15 protein-coding genes are annotated in these 17,007 nt (G+C 52.3%); 5 read left to right on the top strand and 10 right to left on the bottom strand.

Going from position 1 to position 17,007, the window contains the following annotated elements; all coding sequences use genetic code 11:
* Nucleotides 1-4: 4 nt before the first annotated feature.
* Entirely contained in the window at nucleotides 5-1,642 is a 1,638-nt protein-coding gene (locus tag Pmgp_RS03195; RefSeq protein WP_134212526.1) for a GAF domain-containing sensor histidine kinase, read from the bottom strand.
* 228 nt (nucleotides 1,643-1,870) lie between these two features.
* On the opposite strand from Pmgp_RS03195, the gene htpG reads away from it, so the two are divergent.
* The gene (gene htpG, locus Pmgp_RS03190; RefSeq protein ID WP_134212525.1) at nucleotides 1,871-3,733 is read left to right on the top strand and encodes a molecular chaperone HtpG; all 1,863 of its coding nucleotides are present in this window, start codon (nucleotides 1,871-1,873) and stop codon (nucleotides 3,731-3,733) included.
* Between the two features lie 45 nt (nucleotides 3,734-3,778).
* On the opposite strand, the gene Pmgp_RS03185 is transcribed toward htpG, so the two are convergent.
* The 3 genes from Pmgp_RS03185 to Pmgp_RS19620 form a co-directional block, all read right to left on the bottom strand.
* Nucleotides 3,779-4,642, bottom strand: coding sequence for an SDR family NAD(P)-dependent oxidoreductase (locus tag Pmgp_RS03185; RefSeq protein WP_134212524.1), 864 nt, complete (start codon nucleotides 4,640-4,642; stop codon nucleotides 3,779-3,781).
* Between the two features lie 36 nt (nucleotides 4,643-4,678).
* Nucleotides 4,679-5,305 (bottom strand): TetR/AcrR family transcriptional regulator, encoded by a 627-nt coding sequence (locus Pmgp_RS03180; protein ID WP_134212523.1) that lies wholly within the window; start codon nucleotides 5,303-5,305, stop codon nucleotides 4,679-4,681.
* 463 nt (nucleotides 5,306-5,768) lie between these two features.
* A complete protein-coding gene (locus Pmgp_RS19620; protein WP_192902754.1) occupies nucleotides 5,769-6,068 on the bottom strand; it encodes a hypothetical protein in 300 nt (99 codons plus the stop codon).
* A 147-nt stretch (nucleotides 6,069-6,215) separates the two neighbouring features.
* On the opposite strand from Pmgp_RS19620, the gene Pmgp_RS03170 reads away from it, so the two are divergent.
* Complete coding sequence (locus Pmgp_RS03170; RefSeq protein WP_192902753.1) at nucleotides 6,216-8,621, top strand: PAS domain S-box protein; 2,406 nt, start codon at nucleotides 6,216-6,218, stop codon at nucleotides 8,619-8,621.
* A gap of 26 nt (nucleotides 8,622-8,647) precedes the next feature.
* Here the strand turns inward: Pmgp_RS03170 and Pmgp_RS03165 are convergent, their stop codons facing one another.
* On the bottom strand, nucleotides 8,648-9,529 hold the full coding sequence (locus tag Pmgp_RS03165) for a DMT family transporter (RefSeq protein WP_243119709.1): 882 nt from the start codon (nucleotides 9,527-9,529) through the stop codon (nucleotides 8,648-8,650).
* A gap of 32 nt (nucleotides 9,530-9,561) precedes the next feature.
* The gene (locus Pmgp_RS03160) at nucleotides 9,562-9,765 is read right to left on the bottom strand and encodes a hypothetical protein (protein WP_134212521.1); all 204 of its coding nucleotides are present in this window, start codon (nucleotides 9,763-9,765) and stop codon (nucleotides 9,562-9,564) included.
* Between the two features lie 187 nt (nucleotides 9,766-9,952).
* Here Pmgp_RS03160 and Pmgp_RS03155 point away from each other — a divergent pair, with 187 nt between their 5' ends.
* A complete protein-coding gene (locus tag Pmgp_RS03155) occupies nucleotides 9,953-11,140 on the top strand; it encodes a CaiB/BaiF CoA transferase family protein (RefSeq protein ID WP_192902752.1) in 1,188 nt (395 codons plus the stop codon).
* Here the strand turns inward: Pmgp_RS03155 and Pmgp_RS03150 are convergent.
* Nucleotides 11,130-12,704 carry an exo-beta-N-acetylmuramidase NamZ domain-containing protein gene (locus Pmgp_RS03150; RefSeq protein ID WP_134212519.1) on the bottom strand — a complete coding sequence of 525 codons (1,575 nt, stop codon included), beginning with the start codon at nucleotides 12,702-12,704 and terminating at the stop codon, nucleotides 11,130-11,132. The two genes, Pmgp_RS03155 and Pmgp_RS03150, sit on opposite strands and share 11 nt — an antisense overlap.
* A 197-nt stretch (nucleotides 12,705-12,901) precedes the next feature.
* Here Pmgp_RS03150 and Pmgp_RS03145 point away from each other — a divergent pair, with 197 nt between their 5' ends.
* Together Pmgp_RS03145 and Pmgp_RS03140 are read left to right on the top strand one after the other, a co-directional pair.
* Nucleotides 12,902-13,708: a hypothetical protein gene (locus Pmgp_RS03145; protein ID WP_134212518.1), complete on the top strand. Its 807-nt coding sequence runs from the start codon at nucleotides 12,902-12,904 to the stop codon at nucleotides 13,706-13,708.
* Nucleotides 13,709-13,712: 4 nt separating this feature from the next.
* Nucleotides 13,713-14,096: a GntR family transcriptional regulator gene (locus Pmgp_RS03140; protein WP_134212517.1), complete on the top strand. Its 384-nt coding sequence runs from the start codon at nucleotides 13,713-13,715 to the stop codon at nucleotides 14,094-14,096.
* 232 nt (nucleotides 14,097-14,328) lie between these two features.
* Here the strand turns inward: Pmgp_RS03140 and Pmgp_RS03135 are convergent, their stop codons facing one another.
* From Pmgp_RS03135 to Pmgp_RS03125, 3 genes are all read right to left on the bottom strand, one after another.
* Entirely contained in the window at nucleotides 14,329-14,574 is a 246-nt protein-coding gene (locus Pmgp_RS03135) for a hypothetical protein (RefSeq protein WP_205077929.1), read from the bottom strand.
* A gap of 83 nt (nucleotides 14,575-14,657) precedes the next feature.
* Nucleotides 14,658-15,305, bottom strand: a complete 648-nt coding sequence (locus Pmgp_RS03130; RefSeq protein ID WP_134212516.1) for a succinate dehydrogenase/fumarate reductase iron-sulfur subunit — start codon at nucleotides 15,303-15,305, stop codon at nucleotides 14,658-14,660.
* Between the two features lie 2 nt (nucleotides 15,306-15,307).
* Nucleotides 15,308-16,990, bottom strand: coding sequence for an FAD-binding protein (locus Pmgp_RS03125; protein ID WP_134212515.1), 1,683 nt, complete (start codon nucleotides 16,988-16,990; stop codon nucleotides 15,308-15,310).
* Nucleotides 16,991-17,007 lie beyond the last annotated feature (17 nt).

Below are 17,007 nucleotides of genomic sequence, written 5' to 3'. Positions count from 1 at the left end.
TCTCCTATACCGGGAGGATTAAGGAAAATGTGCTTCCGGCGCCAGGTTCGCTGGCTACATCTATCCTGCCGCCATGAGTTTGAGCTATGCCAAGGCTGACCGAAAGCCCCAGGCCGGTCCCCTTTGTTTTTTCTTTTGTAGTGAAAAAGGGGTTAAAGATCTGACTCAGGATACCCGGATCCATCCCCCGCCCGTTGTCGGTAACCCTGATCATCACAGCCGGGCTTTCAGTTTCCGGGTCCTCAATGACACCTGTACAGATTTCAATCCTGCCCTCACTCACACCCTCCAGGGCGTCGCGCGCGTTAAGCAAAAAATTGATGATTATCTGCTCCAGCTGCAGCTTGTTGCCCATGACCACCGGAATACTGCTGCTTGTCTTTTTGACAATGGCTATCTTGTTTTTTTCGATCTGGTAGGAAATCAGGTAAAGGCTGGTTTCAACAACATCATTTAATGAAACCGGCCCAAAAGAATAACTGTCCTGCCGGGCGAAAGTCAAAAGGTTTTGAATAATCCGCTTGCTTCTCTGGCCGCAGTTTTTGATATCCTCCAACAGCCTGTAATGTTTATCTTTACAGTCGGTTTTCCTTAAAATCAAACCGGCGTTGCCGATGATGGCGGTCAGCGGGCTGTTCAATTCATGCGCCACCCCCGCCGCCATCTCGCCTATGGCCGCCAGTTTGGCCGACTGGAACAGCTGGGACTCCATCCTTCTTTTAGTCGTGACGTCATTAACATAAACCACCATGGCGCAAAGTTCACTGTTTTCATTGTACGCGGGATAAGCCGATATATTGAAAATCACCCTTGTCGAAGGGTGGGTTACCTCCCGGACGGCAGACACGCCGGTTTTAAAGGCCTCGACAGCGGGGCAAAGCTGCCGGTCGCCACCGCAGCAGGCAATAAGATGGTAGCATTTGTTTTCCCTGCCGTCGTTATCTAGAAGGAGATTCTCCTGTTTATTGTATCTCAGTACGTTAAACGAACAGTCAATCAGGAACAGCTTGTCGGGGACTGCTTTGAACGTTTCCTCCCACTCTCTTTTGCTCCTGGAAACTTCCCCGAACAGCCGCGCGTTATTGATACAAACAGCAAGCTGGTCGGCCAGCTGCTGCACGAAAATAAAGTCATTTTCCGAATAAGCGTAAGTTTTGCTGCTGCCGAAATTCAACGCTCCGATGGCCTCGTTATTTACCAGCAGCGGCGCCATGATCGCCGATTTTATATTAACCATGCGCAAATGTTCATCTTCCTGGTATTTGTGGGAATCATGCCAGATGTCCTGCCGCAAAAAGCACCGTTTATCATGGATAGCCTTCCAGGGCGCCGAATTGTTGCTGTGCAGCACCCAACCCTCACCAAGGATTTCCTGTTCCTTGGGAATGCTCGCCTTAATAATCAACTGCCCTTTTTCCAACAGACAAAAACTGAGCAGGTCGTAAGACAACACGCTACGCAGAGGAGTGGCCACCTCGTCGATGATCTCCTCATAGGTCATCTCCACGTTAATACTTTTGGCTATTTGCTGAATGATCGCCATGCGGTTATTCTGCCTGGTCAGCTCTTCGATGATCTTCCGGACATCACCCTCGGCTAAATCTTTTTGGGTTTTTGCCGCCGCTTCTCTGTATAAAACCATTCAAGTTACCTCCCGGCGCCCTTATTTTTGCGCTGAGTCCACCAGAATTCTAACCTATTATAATGATTATATCACCGAGTAATATTTGTAAAGATAAATATGCTGAAGATTGTGGTGTCTTATATTTTTTTGCTATAAACCTTGACACATAAATAAACCAATTTTATACTTATAGTCAATAATGGTCAGTGCTACCAAACGCGCAAGATAACTATGGAGGTGTAGACAGTGACAGATGCTAACCTAAAGGAGAACTTTGAAACCAGGGAGTTCCAGGCTGAAGTCAAACAACTTCTTGATATAGTGGTCAACTCTCTGTACACCGAAAGGGAAATCTTCCTGCGGGAACTGATCTCAAACAGCGTGGACGCCCTTGAAAAATTCCGCTACCAGTCTGTGATAAGCAGTGATTTGGCGGATAAGGACGCCCTGCCGCTGGAAATTTCCATTGAGGTAGACGAAAATAACAAAACCGTGACGGTAGCCGACACCGGCATCGGTATGACCAGGGACGAGCTGGTGGAAAACCTGGGCACGATCGCTCACTCCGGGTCAAAAGAATTCATCCGGCAGTTAAAAGAGTCGGAACAAAAAGACCTCAACCTCATCGGCCAATTCGGCGTGGGTTTTTACTCCGCTTTCATGGTGGCTAAAAAAATACGGGTCCTTACCCGCTCCTACCGCCCCGGTGAGCCCGGCTACGAGTGGGTTTCCAGCGGTATCGGCAGCTATGACCTGGGTCCGGCCGCAGACCTGCGGCGGGGCACCAGGATCATCCTGGAGCTGAAAGAAGACGCCGCAGATTTTACCAAACCTGACAGAATAAAAGAACTGATCAGGCAGTACTCCGGCTTTGTGCCCTTCCCCATAAAGGTCAACGGCGAACAGGTCAACACGGTCCAGGCCATCTGGGCGCGCAACAAGAGTGAAGTAACAGCTGAAGAGTACAACGAGTTCTATAAATTCATCGCCAATGCCTTTGATGAGCCGTTATACCAGCTGCATTTTAGCGCTGACGCGCCGCTGGCCATCAACTCCCTGCTGTTTGTGCCAAAACATAATTACGAGCGGTACGGCTTCGGCAGAATGGAGCCGGGTGTTAACCTATACAGCCGCAAGGTTCTGATTCAGCAGCAATCTGACAATATCTTGCCCGAATGGCTGCGCTTTGTTAAGGGCGTGGTGGACAGCGAGGATATCCCGCTCAATATCTCCCGCGAGACCACCCAGGACAGCGCGCTGATGAATAAACTTCAAAAGGTTATCACCGGCCGCTTTTTGAAGTTCCTCAATAAACAGTCCCAGGAGGACCCCGCCAAGTACGCCGAGTTCTGGAATACTTTCGGCATGTTTCTGAAAGAAGGGGCGACCACGGATTTTGCCTACCGGGACGAACTGGCCAAACTGCTGCGCTTTGAATCTTCCGGAGCGGAGCCGGGCCAACTGGTCGCACTGGCTGATTACGCAGGGAGAATGAAGGAAGGGCAGAAGGACATTTATTTCATCAACGGGCCTTCAAGGGAAGTCATTGAAGCTGGCCCCTACCTTGAGGTCTTCCGCAGCTGCGGCTATGAGGTGATTTACACCTATGAGCCGATAGACGATTTCGTCCTCAGCAATTTGCGTGAATATGAAGGAAAGAAGCTGGTCTCAGCGGACAGCGCCAACCTGGAACTGCCCGGCCTGGCTGACCAGCCCGGCGAGGAGGCGCTTGACAGCGCGAAGACGGAAGCCCTGACGGCCTGGCTCAAGGAAATCCTGGGTGACAAGGTGAGCGAGGTCAGGAGCTCGGCGCGCCTGGTGGAAAGCCCGGCCATCATGTTAAACCTGGACGGCGTGCTGACCAGCAGTATGCAGCGGGTGATGCAGGCGGCGCATAAGGACTTCGGCGCCCTGGGCAGAAAAGCCCTGGAGATTAATCCCCGGCACAAGCTGGTTAAGCGACTTTCCACCCTGCGCGAGGAAGACCCCGAATTTGCCCGGGTGGTAGCGGAACAGATTTTTGACAACGCGCTCATCGCCGCCGGCCTGGTAGTCAACCCGCGGGCCATGGTCGACCGCATTTACCGGATCCTGGAGAAAGCCTTATAGAGATAGGGAAAGCCACTCTGAAAAGAGTGGCTTTTTTCTGTGTAATTACTTGCGGAAGGATAGCCGGGCAGTCTCCGGGTTCTTTTCCTGGATAATGCCTTCCATCCATTTTTTCACCGCATCGTTGAACTCGGGGTGAGTCAGGATATAAAACTTTTCCTCCCTGACAGCGGAAAACACGGAGTCAGCGACCTGGTCCGGGGTCAAAACTTTAAATTCTTTCTCCAGAAAAGCCCAGGCGGCCTCTTCGGCTTCTACATTCAGCTGCCCGGCGGTGGAACCGGCCCGGCTTTCCTCCGGCAGGTTTCTCGCCGAGCTGAGAATCCTGGTCTTTACAAAACCAGGACAGAGGACAGAGGTTTTAATTTTGGCCTCCTGCTGGGCCAGCGTCCTGTAAAGGTTTTCTGACAGGGCCACCACCGCGTGCTTGGTCACATGGTAAGTCACACCCGGATGATAGGGCAGAATCCCGGCGGTGGAAGCGGTATTGACAATGTGTCCCTCTGTTTTCTGGTCCAGCATGATAGGAACAAACGTCCGCAGGCCGTGGATAACGCCCCAGAGGTTAACGCCCACGGCCCATTCCCAGTCGGCCAGGCTGACCTCCCAGATGGAACCCTCCGCCCCGCTTACTCCGGCATTATTACAAAGCAGGTGTACCGCGCCAAAACATTCAAGCGTCTTCTCAGCCAGCCTGGTCACATCACCAGCTTTAGAAACATCGGTCAAAACCGGCAGCACGTTGCCGCCCAGTGCGGCCAGCTCTTTTTGGGCCTTGTTTAAAGCGCCTTCCTCAACGTCAGCCAGGACCACCCGCATGCCTTCCCGGACGCAGCGCCCGGCTATACCCAGCCCTATGCCGCTGGCCGCGCCTGTTATAACCGCCACCTTATCTTTAAACTCCCGCATGATTACCTCTCCTTATTTTTAATTGTCATAGCGCCCCTATTTATTTTGAGCGCTCCCGCCGGCTGCTCCGCTGAGAAAAAGATCGATTTCCCTGTCAATGATCTCCGCCGCGGATTTTTCAGGGCAGGCCAGCCAGAGGATAATCATTGAGGCGCTGAGCCATTCCAGGTGATTGGCCAACTCTTCAGCGGGAATATCCCGCCTGATTTCTCCGGCCGACTGCCCCTCTCCAAGCACCGGTATCAGAATGTTGTTAAAACCGCTCCTCAAAGCCTGATCCTTTAGCGTTTCAAACGCTCTCTGCATCATGTAAACCATATATTTTTCAAGAACATCCGCGCGCAGGTTTTGCTCAAACCACTGCAGAGAATGACGCAGCAGCACAGTCAACCGCGACCGGATGTCGGGCAGCCGCGCCAGTTTGTTAATCGCTTCAGAGCCTGTATCCCGCAGGGCTGTCTGCACATATGCGTGAACAATGGCCTCTTTCACAGGAAAGTGGTTGAATATGGTCCCCCTCGCAACATCGGCCTCTTCGGCTATTTGCTCCACAGTGGTCCTGTCGAAACCCTGCCTGTTAAAAAGCTCAATTGCGATAGAGACAATTCTTTTTCTGGTCTCCTCTTTTTTTTTCTCAGTCCGGTTTCTTCTAATTTGTTCCATTCGATCATCCCTTGTACTAAGTATAAATATGTATTTGATTTAATTATGTACCGAGTACAATTTACCATAATTGATCCCGTTTGACAAGTACATGAACAGATTTGTCTAAGCTACATAATATAAATACTGATAAAAGTTATATTTTCCCAGAAGGAGTTGTATAAATATGGAAGATGATTCATTGCTTACTAAAAAAAAGGGAGGTTGTCCGGATAGCACGCCAAATCTGAACCTGGGAGTGTCGTGTGAGATTGGTCCGATAAGCAACCGGAAACGCTTGCAGGAGGCATACAGAATTCGCCTGGAAGCGGCTCAATTTCAAAGAGCGCTTCCCCTCCCGGGGCACCCGTGCAATGGTGACGAGAATCTTTATCCCAATAAAATAGGCAACTTTTCCAAGGCTCTGCCGCACAACCAACTCGGCGAGGTTATCCTCGCGGCATATAGCTCCCTGATTGGGGCTCTATCGACCGGTGACCCGGAAGAATTTGAATTCATACCCTTGGGAGGAAGCACCAAACTCGTCGACCCCCAGGCAGCCTATGATGTTGAACATCTTCACTGTTTCACCGACCCTGGCTTTTTCTTCCTCGTAAAGGGCTCTGTCTCTGTACAGCTTCTTCCAGTAAGAGTAGCTTGATACCAGCTCGACCTTGATTACACCCTTGCCTTCCGGCGCCATGCTTTTATCGAACCCGTAAATCTGCATTTCCAGGCTTTCGTTGACGTGGCCGGCGATTTCCACCGGTTGTTCAAGCAGCATAACGAGGGCGGACGGCTCACCGGAAAGGTCCCGGTTGACTTAATATTTTTTCTCCTTCGACAATTCTTGACAATTTTCCTGAAGGTAAAATACCGGATGCTGTCAAAACATGCATTCATTCCTAAAAATACACAACGGGGGCATTTCATGAATTACGAAGAAATGACCAAAGAACAACTAATAGCTGAATTAACCAACAAGTCCAGGGAAAATGAGAACCTGAAAAAGCAGATGGCAACCCTGCAAAAGGAACTGTCAGAAGGGCCATCTGAAAAACAAGCCTTACCCACCAGTCAATGTTTTTCCGACATAATTGAAAACCTTCCTGACGCTGCGGTTGTCATCAATAAAGATAGAAAAGATAACGGCGCCCTGGTTGGGGCGATGGAAACGGTCCGTGACATTACCGCCAGGAAAGCACTGGAAGACAGGCACGAGGCCGAACGGCAGCGGTTATACTCAATGCTGGACAAACTGCCCGGCTTCATCTGCCTGATCAAACCGGATTATACCATCCCTTTTACCAACAGCAACTTCCGCCAACGGTTTGGTGACACAGGGGGCAAACTGTGTTACCAGGTTTTCAACGACATGGACGCGCCTTGCGAGGTGTGCCCAACCAAACCAGTATTTGAGACAGGCAATCCCGTTGAGTTTGAGTGGACCAGCCCCAGCGGGGAAATATACCAGATTTATGATTTCCCCTTTTATGATGTCGACGGCTCTTTATTTGTACTGGAACTTTTAGTAGACATAACAGAGCGTAAACGTGTGCTTGAGGAGATGGCTTTAAGTGAAGCGCGCTACCGGGCTATAGTAGAAGACCAGATGGAATTAATCTGCCGCTGCTCGGCCAGTGGCAAGCTTAGCTATGTAAACGATAGATTCAGCCGCTTTTTTAACATAAAGAGTGAGGATTTGCTTGGCAAATGCTTTATTCCGCTGCTTTTTAAGGACGACAGGGAAAAAACGGTGCAAGTTATTTCCTCGCTTACTTCGCAGAATCCGGTTGTCACTGACGAACACCGTGTTTTAACGCCGGATGGCGGGTTATGCTGGCTGCAGTGGTCATACCGGGCAATCTGCGACGAGCGGGGCAATACCGTGGAATTTCAGGGAGTGGGGCGAGATGTCACGGAGCGCAGACTTGCCGAAGAGGCCCTGGAAAACGAGCGCAAAAGATTATTTAACTTGCTGGATAAGCTTCCGGCACATGTCGCCCTATTTGCGCCCAATTATGAAATTCGTTTCGCCAACCATTGTTTTAAAGAGCAGGTCTGCCTGCCTGAAGGCAAGTACTGTTACGAATCCATATGGGGATTTGACAAGCCCTGTGACAACTGCCAAACTTATAAGGTTTTTGAGACGAATAAGCCGCTGGAATGGGAAATGAATTTCCGGGGCAGAACCTATCATTATTATGATTATCCTTTTTTTGATTTTGACGGGTCACGGTTAGTACTGGAGATCGGTATCGATATAACCGACTTTAAAAAGGCCATGGAAGATTTACAGCTGTCGGAAAAACGGTTTTCCAAAGCATTCAACGCCAGCCCCGGTATTATGGCCATCATGTCTCTCATTGATGCCGGCGGCGATGTCCGTTTCATTGATGTGAACAACAGTTTTGAGTATGCGAGCGGTTATCGCCGGGATGAGGTTATCGGGCGGACAACATCCGAATTGGGAATCTGGGCCAACCCGGTTGACCTGAAAATAGCTAGAGGAATTATTATGGAACAACAGGGGTTCCGCAACCTTGAGATAACTTTCCGCATCAAATCGGGTGAACACCTGGTCGGCCTGGTATCCGCCGAAACCATAGAATTCGGCGGTGAAACATGTCTGATTGTCAATGTCACTGATATTACAGAACGCAAACAGCTGGAAAAAGAAATGGCCCGCCTGGAACGGTTAAACCTGGTAGGAGAAATGGCCATCGGTATAGGACACGAAATCAGAAACCCAATGACCACTGTCAAGGGTTTTTTGCAGATTCTGATGACCAGAGCAGAATACGATAAGGACAGGGATTACTTTGAGATCATGGTATCGGAACTGGACAGGGCCAATTCTATAATTACCGAGTTCCTGTCGCTGGCCAAAGATAAAGTAATAGAGTTAAAGCCGCAAAACCTCAACAATATCGTGGAGGCATTATTTCCTCTTATCTCAGCTGACGGCATGGTCACCGACCAATTGATTGACTTAGAACTGTGGGATATACCGAATTTAAATCTTGATGAAAAAGAAATACGACAGTTAATCCTCAACCTGGTCCGCAACGGGTTTGAAGCCATGCCAAAAGGCGGCAAGCTGACTATAAAAACCTTCCGGGAAGGTAGTGATGTGGTTTTGGCGGTAACTGACAGCGGCAAAGGGATTGAGCCTGAAGTACTTGAAAAGATAGGCACGCCATTCTTTACAACCAAAGACACCGGCACAGGGCTTGGCTTGGCGGTATGTTACAGTATCGCAGCCCGCAACAACGCCAGGATCGAAATAGAAACAGGGCCACAGGGCACTACTTTCTATGTGAGATTCAAAGTATAAGAAGCTGACCCCAAAAACAAGTCTTTTCAGGCATCACTTTTTAACTCTGCCACCAGCATTCCCACAATAATCAAAAGACAACCCGCCCACTGACGGGCGGACAGTACTTCCCCGCCCGGAATGCAGGCGTAGAGCGCCGCAAAAACTGGCTCGGTTGTGAAGATAATAGCGGTATGATTGGGTGACGTATGGCACTGCACCCGGTTTTGAATCATGAAAGCCAGCGCCGTCGCAGGTATGGCGGTGATTATTAATGCCACCCACACTTCCCTGTTTAGAACCTGAGGTATCTCCTCCAGCGTCAGTGCTCCGATCAGGCTGGCAACCGCAACCGTTCCGATCTGAATGATGGTCAGGGCAATAGGGTCAAAACGCAATACATACCTTCCTACCAGAATAATATGCAGAGCAAACGAGACAGCGCAGAAAAAAACCAGTGTGTCTCCGTTGCTGAAGGTCAGGTTGTCCTGCAGCGTCAGCGCGGCCAACCCAACCGCGGCGCTGCCCGCGCCGATCAAGTTGGTCGGACCCGGCAGGCGGCGCGATGTCAATATGACTATCAATGGAACCAGCACCACAGACATGCCGGTGATGAAACCGGCACTGGCCGCGCTGGTGTATTTAAGCCCTACTGTCTGGAAAGCATATCCCCCAAACAAGAATATGCCGATCGTCACCCCAGCCAGTATGCTCTGCTTATTAACCAGGCGCCAGTGCCTGGCATAGACCAGGGCCAGGAAGATAAAAGCAGCAAAAAAACGAAGCCCCAAAAAATAGTAGGGGCCAATACCGTTTAGTGCAACCTTGACAACTGTAAAAGTTATACCCCAGATAAAAGCAACCCCCAGCAAAGCCAGGTCCGCCAGGATCTGTCTTTTTCTGGTTTGATGGTCCAAATCGTTGTACAATATTTTAATCACTCTCTCGTCGGAGTGTTTTATTATTCGGGGTGGAACAGGAAAACGTAACCGCAGGTATTGCAGATAACCGGCATCACCGCCAAACCCTTGTCCGGAGCCAGTTCATAACCTTGCTCGGCTTTGACCAGGGAAGGCAAAAGACAATACTGATTATCCATGGTACCGAAATTTTTTCCGCCACAGTTAGGGCAGGGTATCTTTAAACCTATTTTTTGTTTTTCCAATTTATCACCTCCCTGATACTTTTTCGACAACTAAAAGTAAGTTCCCTTTCTAATCCAGTTCCCGGTCTGTGAAATTTTAAGCAGGGAGCGGACTGGTGAAAAGCGAATCTATCCAATAAACTATGCTACACTTTTCCGCCAAAGCATGCATGTTTACAATTTTTAGATCAAACAGGGAGATGATCTTTTGAAGGAGATACTGCAGGGGGTACGGGTTCTGGATCTTACTCACGTAGCCTCCGGGCCGATGTGCACGATGATCCTGGGGGACCTGGGGGCTGAGGTGCTGAAAATTGAAACCCCGCGGGGCGACCTGGGACGTTCACTCGGTCCGCCTTTTGTCAAAGGCGAATCGGTTTCCTACCTCTGTCTCAACCGCAATAAAAAGGGCATGGCCATTGACTTAAAAAACCCTATGGGGGTAAACATAGTCAAAAAAATGGCGAGTTCTTGCGATGTGCTGGTGGAAAACTTCCGCCCGGGTGTGATGGCACGTTTGGGACTGGGCTATGATGAACTGTCAGTAATAAATGACCGCTTGATCTATTGCTCCGTTTCAGCCTACGGGCAAACCGGGCCATGGAAAAGCAAGCCAGGACTTGACGGCATAGTGCAGGGAACGTCCGGACTGATGAGCGTCGTCGGCCTGCCGGGCGCCGAGCCGTGTAAAATCCAAACACCCGCTGTGGACATGGTCACGGGCATGCTGGCCGCCCTGAGTATTATGGGCGCCCTGCTGTCCCGCGAGCATACCGGCAAAGGCCAGGCGGTCGATGTAAGCATGTACAGCGCGGCGATTATGCTCCAGCAAATGTCCTTTTCCTTCTACTTGAACTCGGGCGAACTGCCTCAAAAAATGGGGAGCGCCGCTCCTTATGCCACGCCCAACGAAGCCGTGCCGACCAGGGACGGGCATATCATGCTGGCGGCCTACCACCCGCAGAGGTGGCAGAAACTATGCGGCATTCTCAAACGGGAAGATATGATTAAGGACGAAAAATTCTCCACCAATGAAGCGCGGCTTGAGAACAGGCGCGAGCTGATGGAAATTCTCGGGGAAGCTTTCCGGGAAAAGACCACCGCCGAGTGGCTGGAGATCCTGGAGCAAAACGATATTATCTGCGGCCCGGTGGAAACATACGACAACGTTACGGCTTCTCCCCAGGCGCTCCATGACCAGGCTTTCATATCGGTAAACCACCCCTTATACGGAGAGATAAAAATGCCCGGCTGCGGTCTAAAATTCAGCGACACGCCGGCCGGGGTCAAGTCCCCTCCCCCCTCGTTCGGGGAACACACCAGAGAAATCCTGCTCTCTTTTGGTTTCAGCCAGAATGAAATTGATACTCTATATAAAGCAAAAGTTATTTTTTAGGCGACTCTATACTGACCGTACGTGTATCCGCGTTCCAACTCACACTGGACCCCAGCGACTCAGCCGCGTACCTGGCCGGCAGCATGGCCCGGCCGGAGCGGATTACCGGGCTGGTGTCCATCTGCACTTTTGTCCCGTTGTAGAAAGCAGTGCTACTGTCGATGGTGAATGTACTCATCTGGCCTGCCCCGCTGATGGTAACCTCCCTGGTCTGCCCGTTCCACTCCGCTTTAGCGCCGAGCGCTTCGGCGATTGCCCGCAGGGGGACCATCACCCGTCCGTTCTGGTCGATATAAGGCGGCACGTCAAAGGAAACTGCCCGGCCGTCAACCAGCACGTTTATAACGCCCCGGTCCGCTGCCGGCGGGGCGTCCTGCCCGTCACCATAGATCAGGTACTGTTGGCGCTCCTCTTTGAAGCGGTCCAGCTCCGGCTGGTATAAAGCTTGGATTTGCCCGGCCGTCAAGCCCGCCTCGAGATAACCGCCGATTTTGTCCGTCCCCATGATTTTGTCGAACATAACTAATGTTGGCCCGCTTTTAGGGACTGCGAAATTGTTGAGGGAATGGGCGCAGGTAAGCGCGTAAAGACCGGTCAGGGCGGGGTTAAACCTGTGGTAATCAGTTATTTGCAGCCGCACGCCGCCGGCCGCTCCTTTGACTTCAGGCTTAAAAACCACGCCTGGCAGCCCGGACTGGTTCAGCAGGGCGGCAAATTTAGCGGCGTCGATACCTTTCCCGCCAATCCACTTGAAATTGTCCGCCTGGTAAACCCCGGTGCCCTCTCCCAAACCGGTGGCCATGTAGCCGAAGACAGCATCCAGGTCGGAGATCTTGGGCGAGGTTGCCACCCACTTCAGCCCCGTGTCCTGGAAAATCATGGAGCGGTTGTAACCTTCCATGGGGACCACGGTGAGATCGGCGCCTATCTTCCGGTTAAAGAAGCGGGCCAGTTCGCCGGCGGTCATCCCGTGCGCCACCGGCAAATTGTCCACACCGACAAAACTCCGGTAGGGCTCTGCCAGTACCGGCCCTTCCACAATCAGGCCGCCGACGGGGTTGGGGCGGTCCAGGACAATGACTGGAATATTGTTCTTCTGAGCGGCAACCAGGCAGTAGTTCAGGGTGGACATATAGGTGTAGGACCTGGCGCCTATGTCCTGCACATCGAACAGCAGCAGGTCGATACCCGCCAGCATCTCCTGTGTGGGCATCCTGGTCTCACCGTAAAGGCTGTAAACCGGAATACTAAGCGTTGGGTGCGTGTACGAAGCAACGTACTCCCCGGCCGGAGCCTTTCCGTCAAGGCCGTGCTCAGGCGCGTAAAGGGCGGCCAGCTGCACGTCGCCGTCTCCGGCCAGGATGTCAATCGTGCTTTCCCCACGGCTGTTTACACCGCTTTGGTTGGTGACCAGGCCGACTCTTTTCCCCTTTATCAATTCATGCCGCGATTCCATCAGGACCTCACTGCCGGGCTTTACCTGCGCAGCTTCCAGCGGCACGGCAAAACAAAACAGCAACAGCGACAATACTACGAGGAGTGCCAGATTCATTTTTTTAGCCATTATACAAATCTCCTTAATAAAACAATTAATGTTACTATATTTTTAGACGGGTGAGAGGCGAGTTTGGATTAGAATAGCACGCTGCCTGTTAGTGAATCAAGCTCCAGAAATTTCCCAGAAAACATATTGACAGTGATAGTGATATAGTGTACTATGTTACTAATACACGTGTAAAGTATGTTAAGGAGGAAAATTCTATGAGCACCTGGTGGACTCTCTTGCAAAAGGAATACCGCATGACCCGGAACGCCGCTTTACTATCTCTGGCCATTCTGATTATCGGAGGCCTCTGGCTGGTCTACCTTTCTTACCGCTACCACGCGGGGATTATTTTCGCGCCGGCAGCCTTTATCCTGGTGATCCTGCTGTTCTACCCCGCCATGTACATTCTGAAAAGCCTGGCCTGGGAGTGGAAAGTAACCCCTCACCTGTGGCTGCACTGCCCTCAGCCCGGCTGGCTGCTGCTGGCGGCCAAGCTGGCCATCGCCCTGCTGCAGATGCTGGTCATTACGATTATTACCGCGGCGCTGCTGCTGCTGACGCTTTCCATCAACCCTACCCCGGTTGAGATGGAAGGCATAGTTCTCTCGTCGCTGATTCCCATAGTGGTGGAGATTGGTTTTTACGCCGCTGTTTTCGTTTTCGCCGCCAGTATTTACATCGGGTCCTGGGCCACCTTGATCTCGGTGACAACCGCACTGGCCGGAAATATCTTAGGCAGGTTCCGCTGGCTGGCCGGCATCGCTACTTTCTTTGTGGCGACTGTTGGCCTGGGTAAGCTCCATGAAACGGGATTTTATGATCTGATTACTCACTGGGGACCCTTAAGTATCCAGCCGCGGACTCTTCCTGAGATAGCCGGTGATCTAGGCATGCACATAAATATGGCGGGACATGTGAACCTGGTCCAATTCTACACAGGTGAAGTTTTCTTCTACTTCCTCCTGACGGCTGCTTTGTTTGCCCTGTCGGCCTGGCTGATAGACCATAAAGTAGAGGTGTAGCGGTATGGTTCAATCATTTAACCCAACCCAGCCGATCTATCTGCAGATTTTGCAGCGCATCTGCCGCCAGGTGGTTCGGGGCGAACTGAAGGCAGGCGACAAACTGCCGTCAGTACGGGATATGGCCCTACAGGCAGGGGTCAACCCGAATACAGTGCAAAGGGTGTACACAGAACTGGAGCGCCTGGAGATCGCCGAAACCAGACGCGGCCTGGGCTCTTTTATAACAGAAAACGAAGCCAGGCTAAAGCAGCTGCGGGAGGATTTGAAAAGCGAGCAGATCAGCAGCTTTATCGCGGACATGGAAGAAACGGGTTTCAGCCCGGAGGAGATCCTGGAAGGTGTACGCAAGGATTTATTCAACAATAAAGGCGGAAGAGGTGTTTAATATGACCGGGCATATAGTACGATTCGAAAATGTGACTAAAAAAGCCTGGTGGACTGGATGAAAAAAACGCTGGCCTAAAGGCAAGGCCCTGTTTTTCAGGTTAAGCTTTAAAATCTTAAGTCAGTGACAAATATAGGTAACACTAAGTCCATGGTGTTGAAACAAGCTGTTCCATTGCGGAGCCAAGCGTGTTTCAACACCATGGACGACTCTCTTTACAAACCTGCCGCTATTAACCTGACGGCTGGCTTTGTTGTTTCAGGGCAGATTTAAAGCTAAAAATTGGTATGATCATCAGCATGCCTATAAAAAACAGCAGCGCCGACAGCCCGTACATGGACACCAGTGAAAACTGGACCTTGAGCCAGCCCGCCAGGCTCATTGTAATTACCATAGCCCCCATGAACAGCGGGTTCAGCACCCCGTTCACCCGCCCGACGAACTCTTCTTTTGTGGCCTGCAGGATTAATGTATTCATACCTGCTGATAGTAATGCTGCTTCTTAGTGTGACACGAAGCATACCCGATTATATCAGAAATAAATTTAGAAGTTTAGCCTTTTTACAATTTAATCCCCTGGACAGCGATCCCCTTGGGACACCTGTCCGGTAAATTTTTAATAAACAGTTTCAGGATGTCCGGCGGTACCTTCATTAATGCAAGCCGGTGCTCGCCCAGGGCGTCCCTGGGGTCCAGGGTGAGGCGCAGTCCTTTGACCAGGGCTGCCGGGGCCGCTTCGCCAGGCGCGTCCATGGCCGCGTCACAGACACCGCATAAAATGCAGGTGGCCGGAACCTCCAGCTGCCTGGACACCTCGGGAGCCATGCGTCCGCTGTAATCTTCCCGTGTCACCACCCAGGGCAGCACCGCCTTTAATGACTCAAAGAAAGGCTCCAGGTCCACAACCAGGTCTTTCAACTGCCTGAAGTGAGGCAGGGGTTCCAGGATAACCCGCCCGTCAGCGCCGGCGGCGTCACGTATCAGGGTCTGACAGGCTAAACCCGGAGTGCCGTTGATCGAAACGGCACAGGAACCGCAAATAGTGCTGCGGCAGGAACGCCTGAAGGAAAGGCCGGGTTCCTGCCGCCAGGCCTGCAGCATGGCGTCAAGCACTGTATGGTGACCTTCCACCGACACACTGAATTCCTGAAAGTAACGCTGCTGGTCCACCTCAGGGTTAAACCGGCTGATGTTTAAGACAACTTTCACTGCTAGTACCCCCTTTCCTGCGGCTGATAACGGGTGATTTTCACAGGTCCGGAACTGAATTCCGGACCGTTCTCCCCTCTGCGCGCCAGCGTATGGCCCAGCCAGTTCAGATCGTCCCGCCTGGGATAGTCAAGCCGGTAGTGGGCGCCCCTGCTTTCAGTGCGCCGCAGCGCACCCCCGGCAATAATTTCACATAAATCCAGGATGTAACCTGTCTCCAGATATTCCATCAGCGCGTAATTAAATGGCTGGGCCTCTCTGGGAGGATCCAGTTCCTTATAGCGTTTTTTCAGTTCTTTCAGTTTTTCCACCGCGTCCGCCAGTTCATCCCCAACCCGGAACACACCGACCTGGCTGGTCATGATCGAGGTGGCCGCCTCCCGAATCAGGAAGGTGCTGTCCTCCTGGACGATTTGCTTTCCATCTGAAAACATTGAACTCCAGGACTCCAGGCTGCGCGCCGCTGTAGTCTTCGAAAGCACCGGCCAGGGCTCTTTCCCCGCCAGTTCGGCCGCCCGGCGCCCCGCCCGCCGGCCAAAAACAACAGTTTCCAGCAAAGAATTGCCGCCCAGGCGGTTGGCGCCGTGCACGCTGACATTGGCCACCTCGCCGGCCGCCAGCAGGCCGGGCAGGCTGCTCTCGCCCCAGACGCCGGTGCGCACGCCGCCCATACTGTAGTGCTGGGCCGGCTCTATAGGCATGGGCGCGACCGCCGGATCAACCCCGGCGTAGCGCATGGACAGGTCGCGCACCTGGGGCAGGCGCTCCGCCACCAGGGCCTCGCCCAGGTGGGTCAGGTCCAGGTGCACATACTTGCCCTCATAGCCGCGCCCTTCTTTGATCTCCCTGAAAATCGCCCGTGAAACCAGGTCACGGGGCGCCAGCTCCATTTTTTGCGGCGCGTAATCAGCCATAAACCGTGTACCGCCTGCATTGCGCAGGTATCCTCCCTCACCCCTTGCCGCTTCGGAAATAAGGATATTGGTGCCGTAAAGGGTGGTCGGGTGGAACTGGACGAACTCCATATCGGCCAGGACGGCCCCCGCCCGGTAAGCTATAGCCATACCGTCTCCCGTGTTGGCGATGGCGTTGGTGGTCTTGGCAAAGGCCCGGCCGTACCCGCCCGTGGCCAGGACCACCACCTTGCTGCGAATTACCTCTGTTTTAGCCCTGGCCAAATCGTAAGCCAGCACCCCCGCCACCCGGCCGTCTTCCACCAGCAGCTCGATCAGGCGCCACTCGGGGTAAATCTTAATCCGCCTCCTCAACGCCTGTTCGTAGAGGATATGCAGCACGACGTGGCCTGAAAAGTCAGCTGCAAAACAGGCGCGGGGAAAGCCCGCCCCGCCCAGCGGACGCTGCGCGATACCGCCGCCAGGACTGCGGGTCCAGGGCACGCCCAGCCGCTCCAGTTCCAGGATTACCTCCGGCCCGTCCGAACAGAGCACCTCAATGGCATCCTGGTCCCCCAGATAATCACTGCCCTTCACTGTGTCAAAAATATGGGCCTCCACACTGTCTTCCTCTCCCATGACAGCGTTAAACCCTCCCTGCGCCGCCCCGCTGTGGGAGCGGGTGGGGTAAAGCTTGCTCAGCACAGCCACATCGGCCTTTTCCGCAGCGGACAGCGCCGCCATCAAGCCCGCCAGCCCGCCGCCTACAATTAAAACCTCGTGCATGATCATATTAAAAAACACCTCCT

The sequence above is a fragment of the Pelotomaculum propionicicum genome, from assembly GCF_004369225.1.
Lineage (GTDB): Bacteria > Bacillota > Desulfotomaculia > Desulfotomaculales > Pelotomaculaceae > Pelotomaculum_B > Pelotomaculum_B propionicicum.
Note: the sequence above shows the minus strand (reverse complement) of the source record. Positions and strands in the feature narration are given on the sequence as shown.

Bases quoted from the DNA above. Each gene is read 5' to 3' on its own strand.
- Pmgp_RS03140 (WP_134212517.1), top strand. From the start codon at position 13,713: ATGGTTCAATCATTTAACCCAACCCAGCCGATCTATCTGCAGATTTTG.
- Pmgp_RS03150 (WP_134212519.1), bottom strand. From the start codon at position 12,704: ATGGCTAAAAAAATGAATCTGGCACTCCTCGTAGTATTGTCGCTGTTG.
- Pmgp_RS03170 (WP_192902753.1), top strand. From the start codon at position 6,216: ATGAATTACGAAGAAATGACCAAAGAACAACTAATAGCTGAATTAACC.
- Pmgp_RS03195 (WP_134212526.1), bottom strand. From the start codon at position 1,642: ATGGTTTTATACAGAGAAGCGGCGGCAAAAACCCAAAAAGATTTAGCC.
- Pmgp_RS03180 (WP_134212523.1), bottom strand. From the start codon at position 5,305: ATGGAACAAATTAGAAGAAACCGGACTGAGAAAAAAAAAGAGGAGACC.
- Pmgp_RS03145 (WP_134212518.1), top strand. From the start codon at position 12,902: ATGAGCACCTGGTGGACTCTCTTGCAAAAGGAATACCGCATGACCCGG.
- Pmgp_RS03135 (WP_205077929.1), bottom strand. From the start codon at position 14,574: ATGAATACATTAATCCTGCAGGCCACAAAAGAAGAGTTCGTCGGGCGG.
- Pmgp_RS03125 (WP_134212515.1), bottom strand. From the start codon at position 16,990: ATGATCATGCACGAGGTTTTAATTGTAGGCGGCGGGCTGGCGGGCTTG.
- Pmgp_RS19620 (WP_192902754.1), bottom strand. From the start codon at position 6,068: ATGCTGCTTGAACAACCGGTGGAAATCGCCGGCCACGTCAACGAAAGC.
- Pmgp_RS03185 (WP_134212524.1), bottom strand. From the start codon at position 4,642: ATGCGGGAGTTTAAAGATAAGGTGGCGGTTATAACAGGCGCGGCCAGC.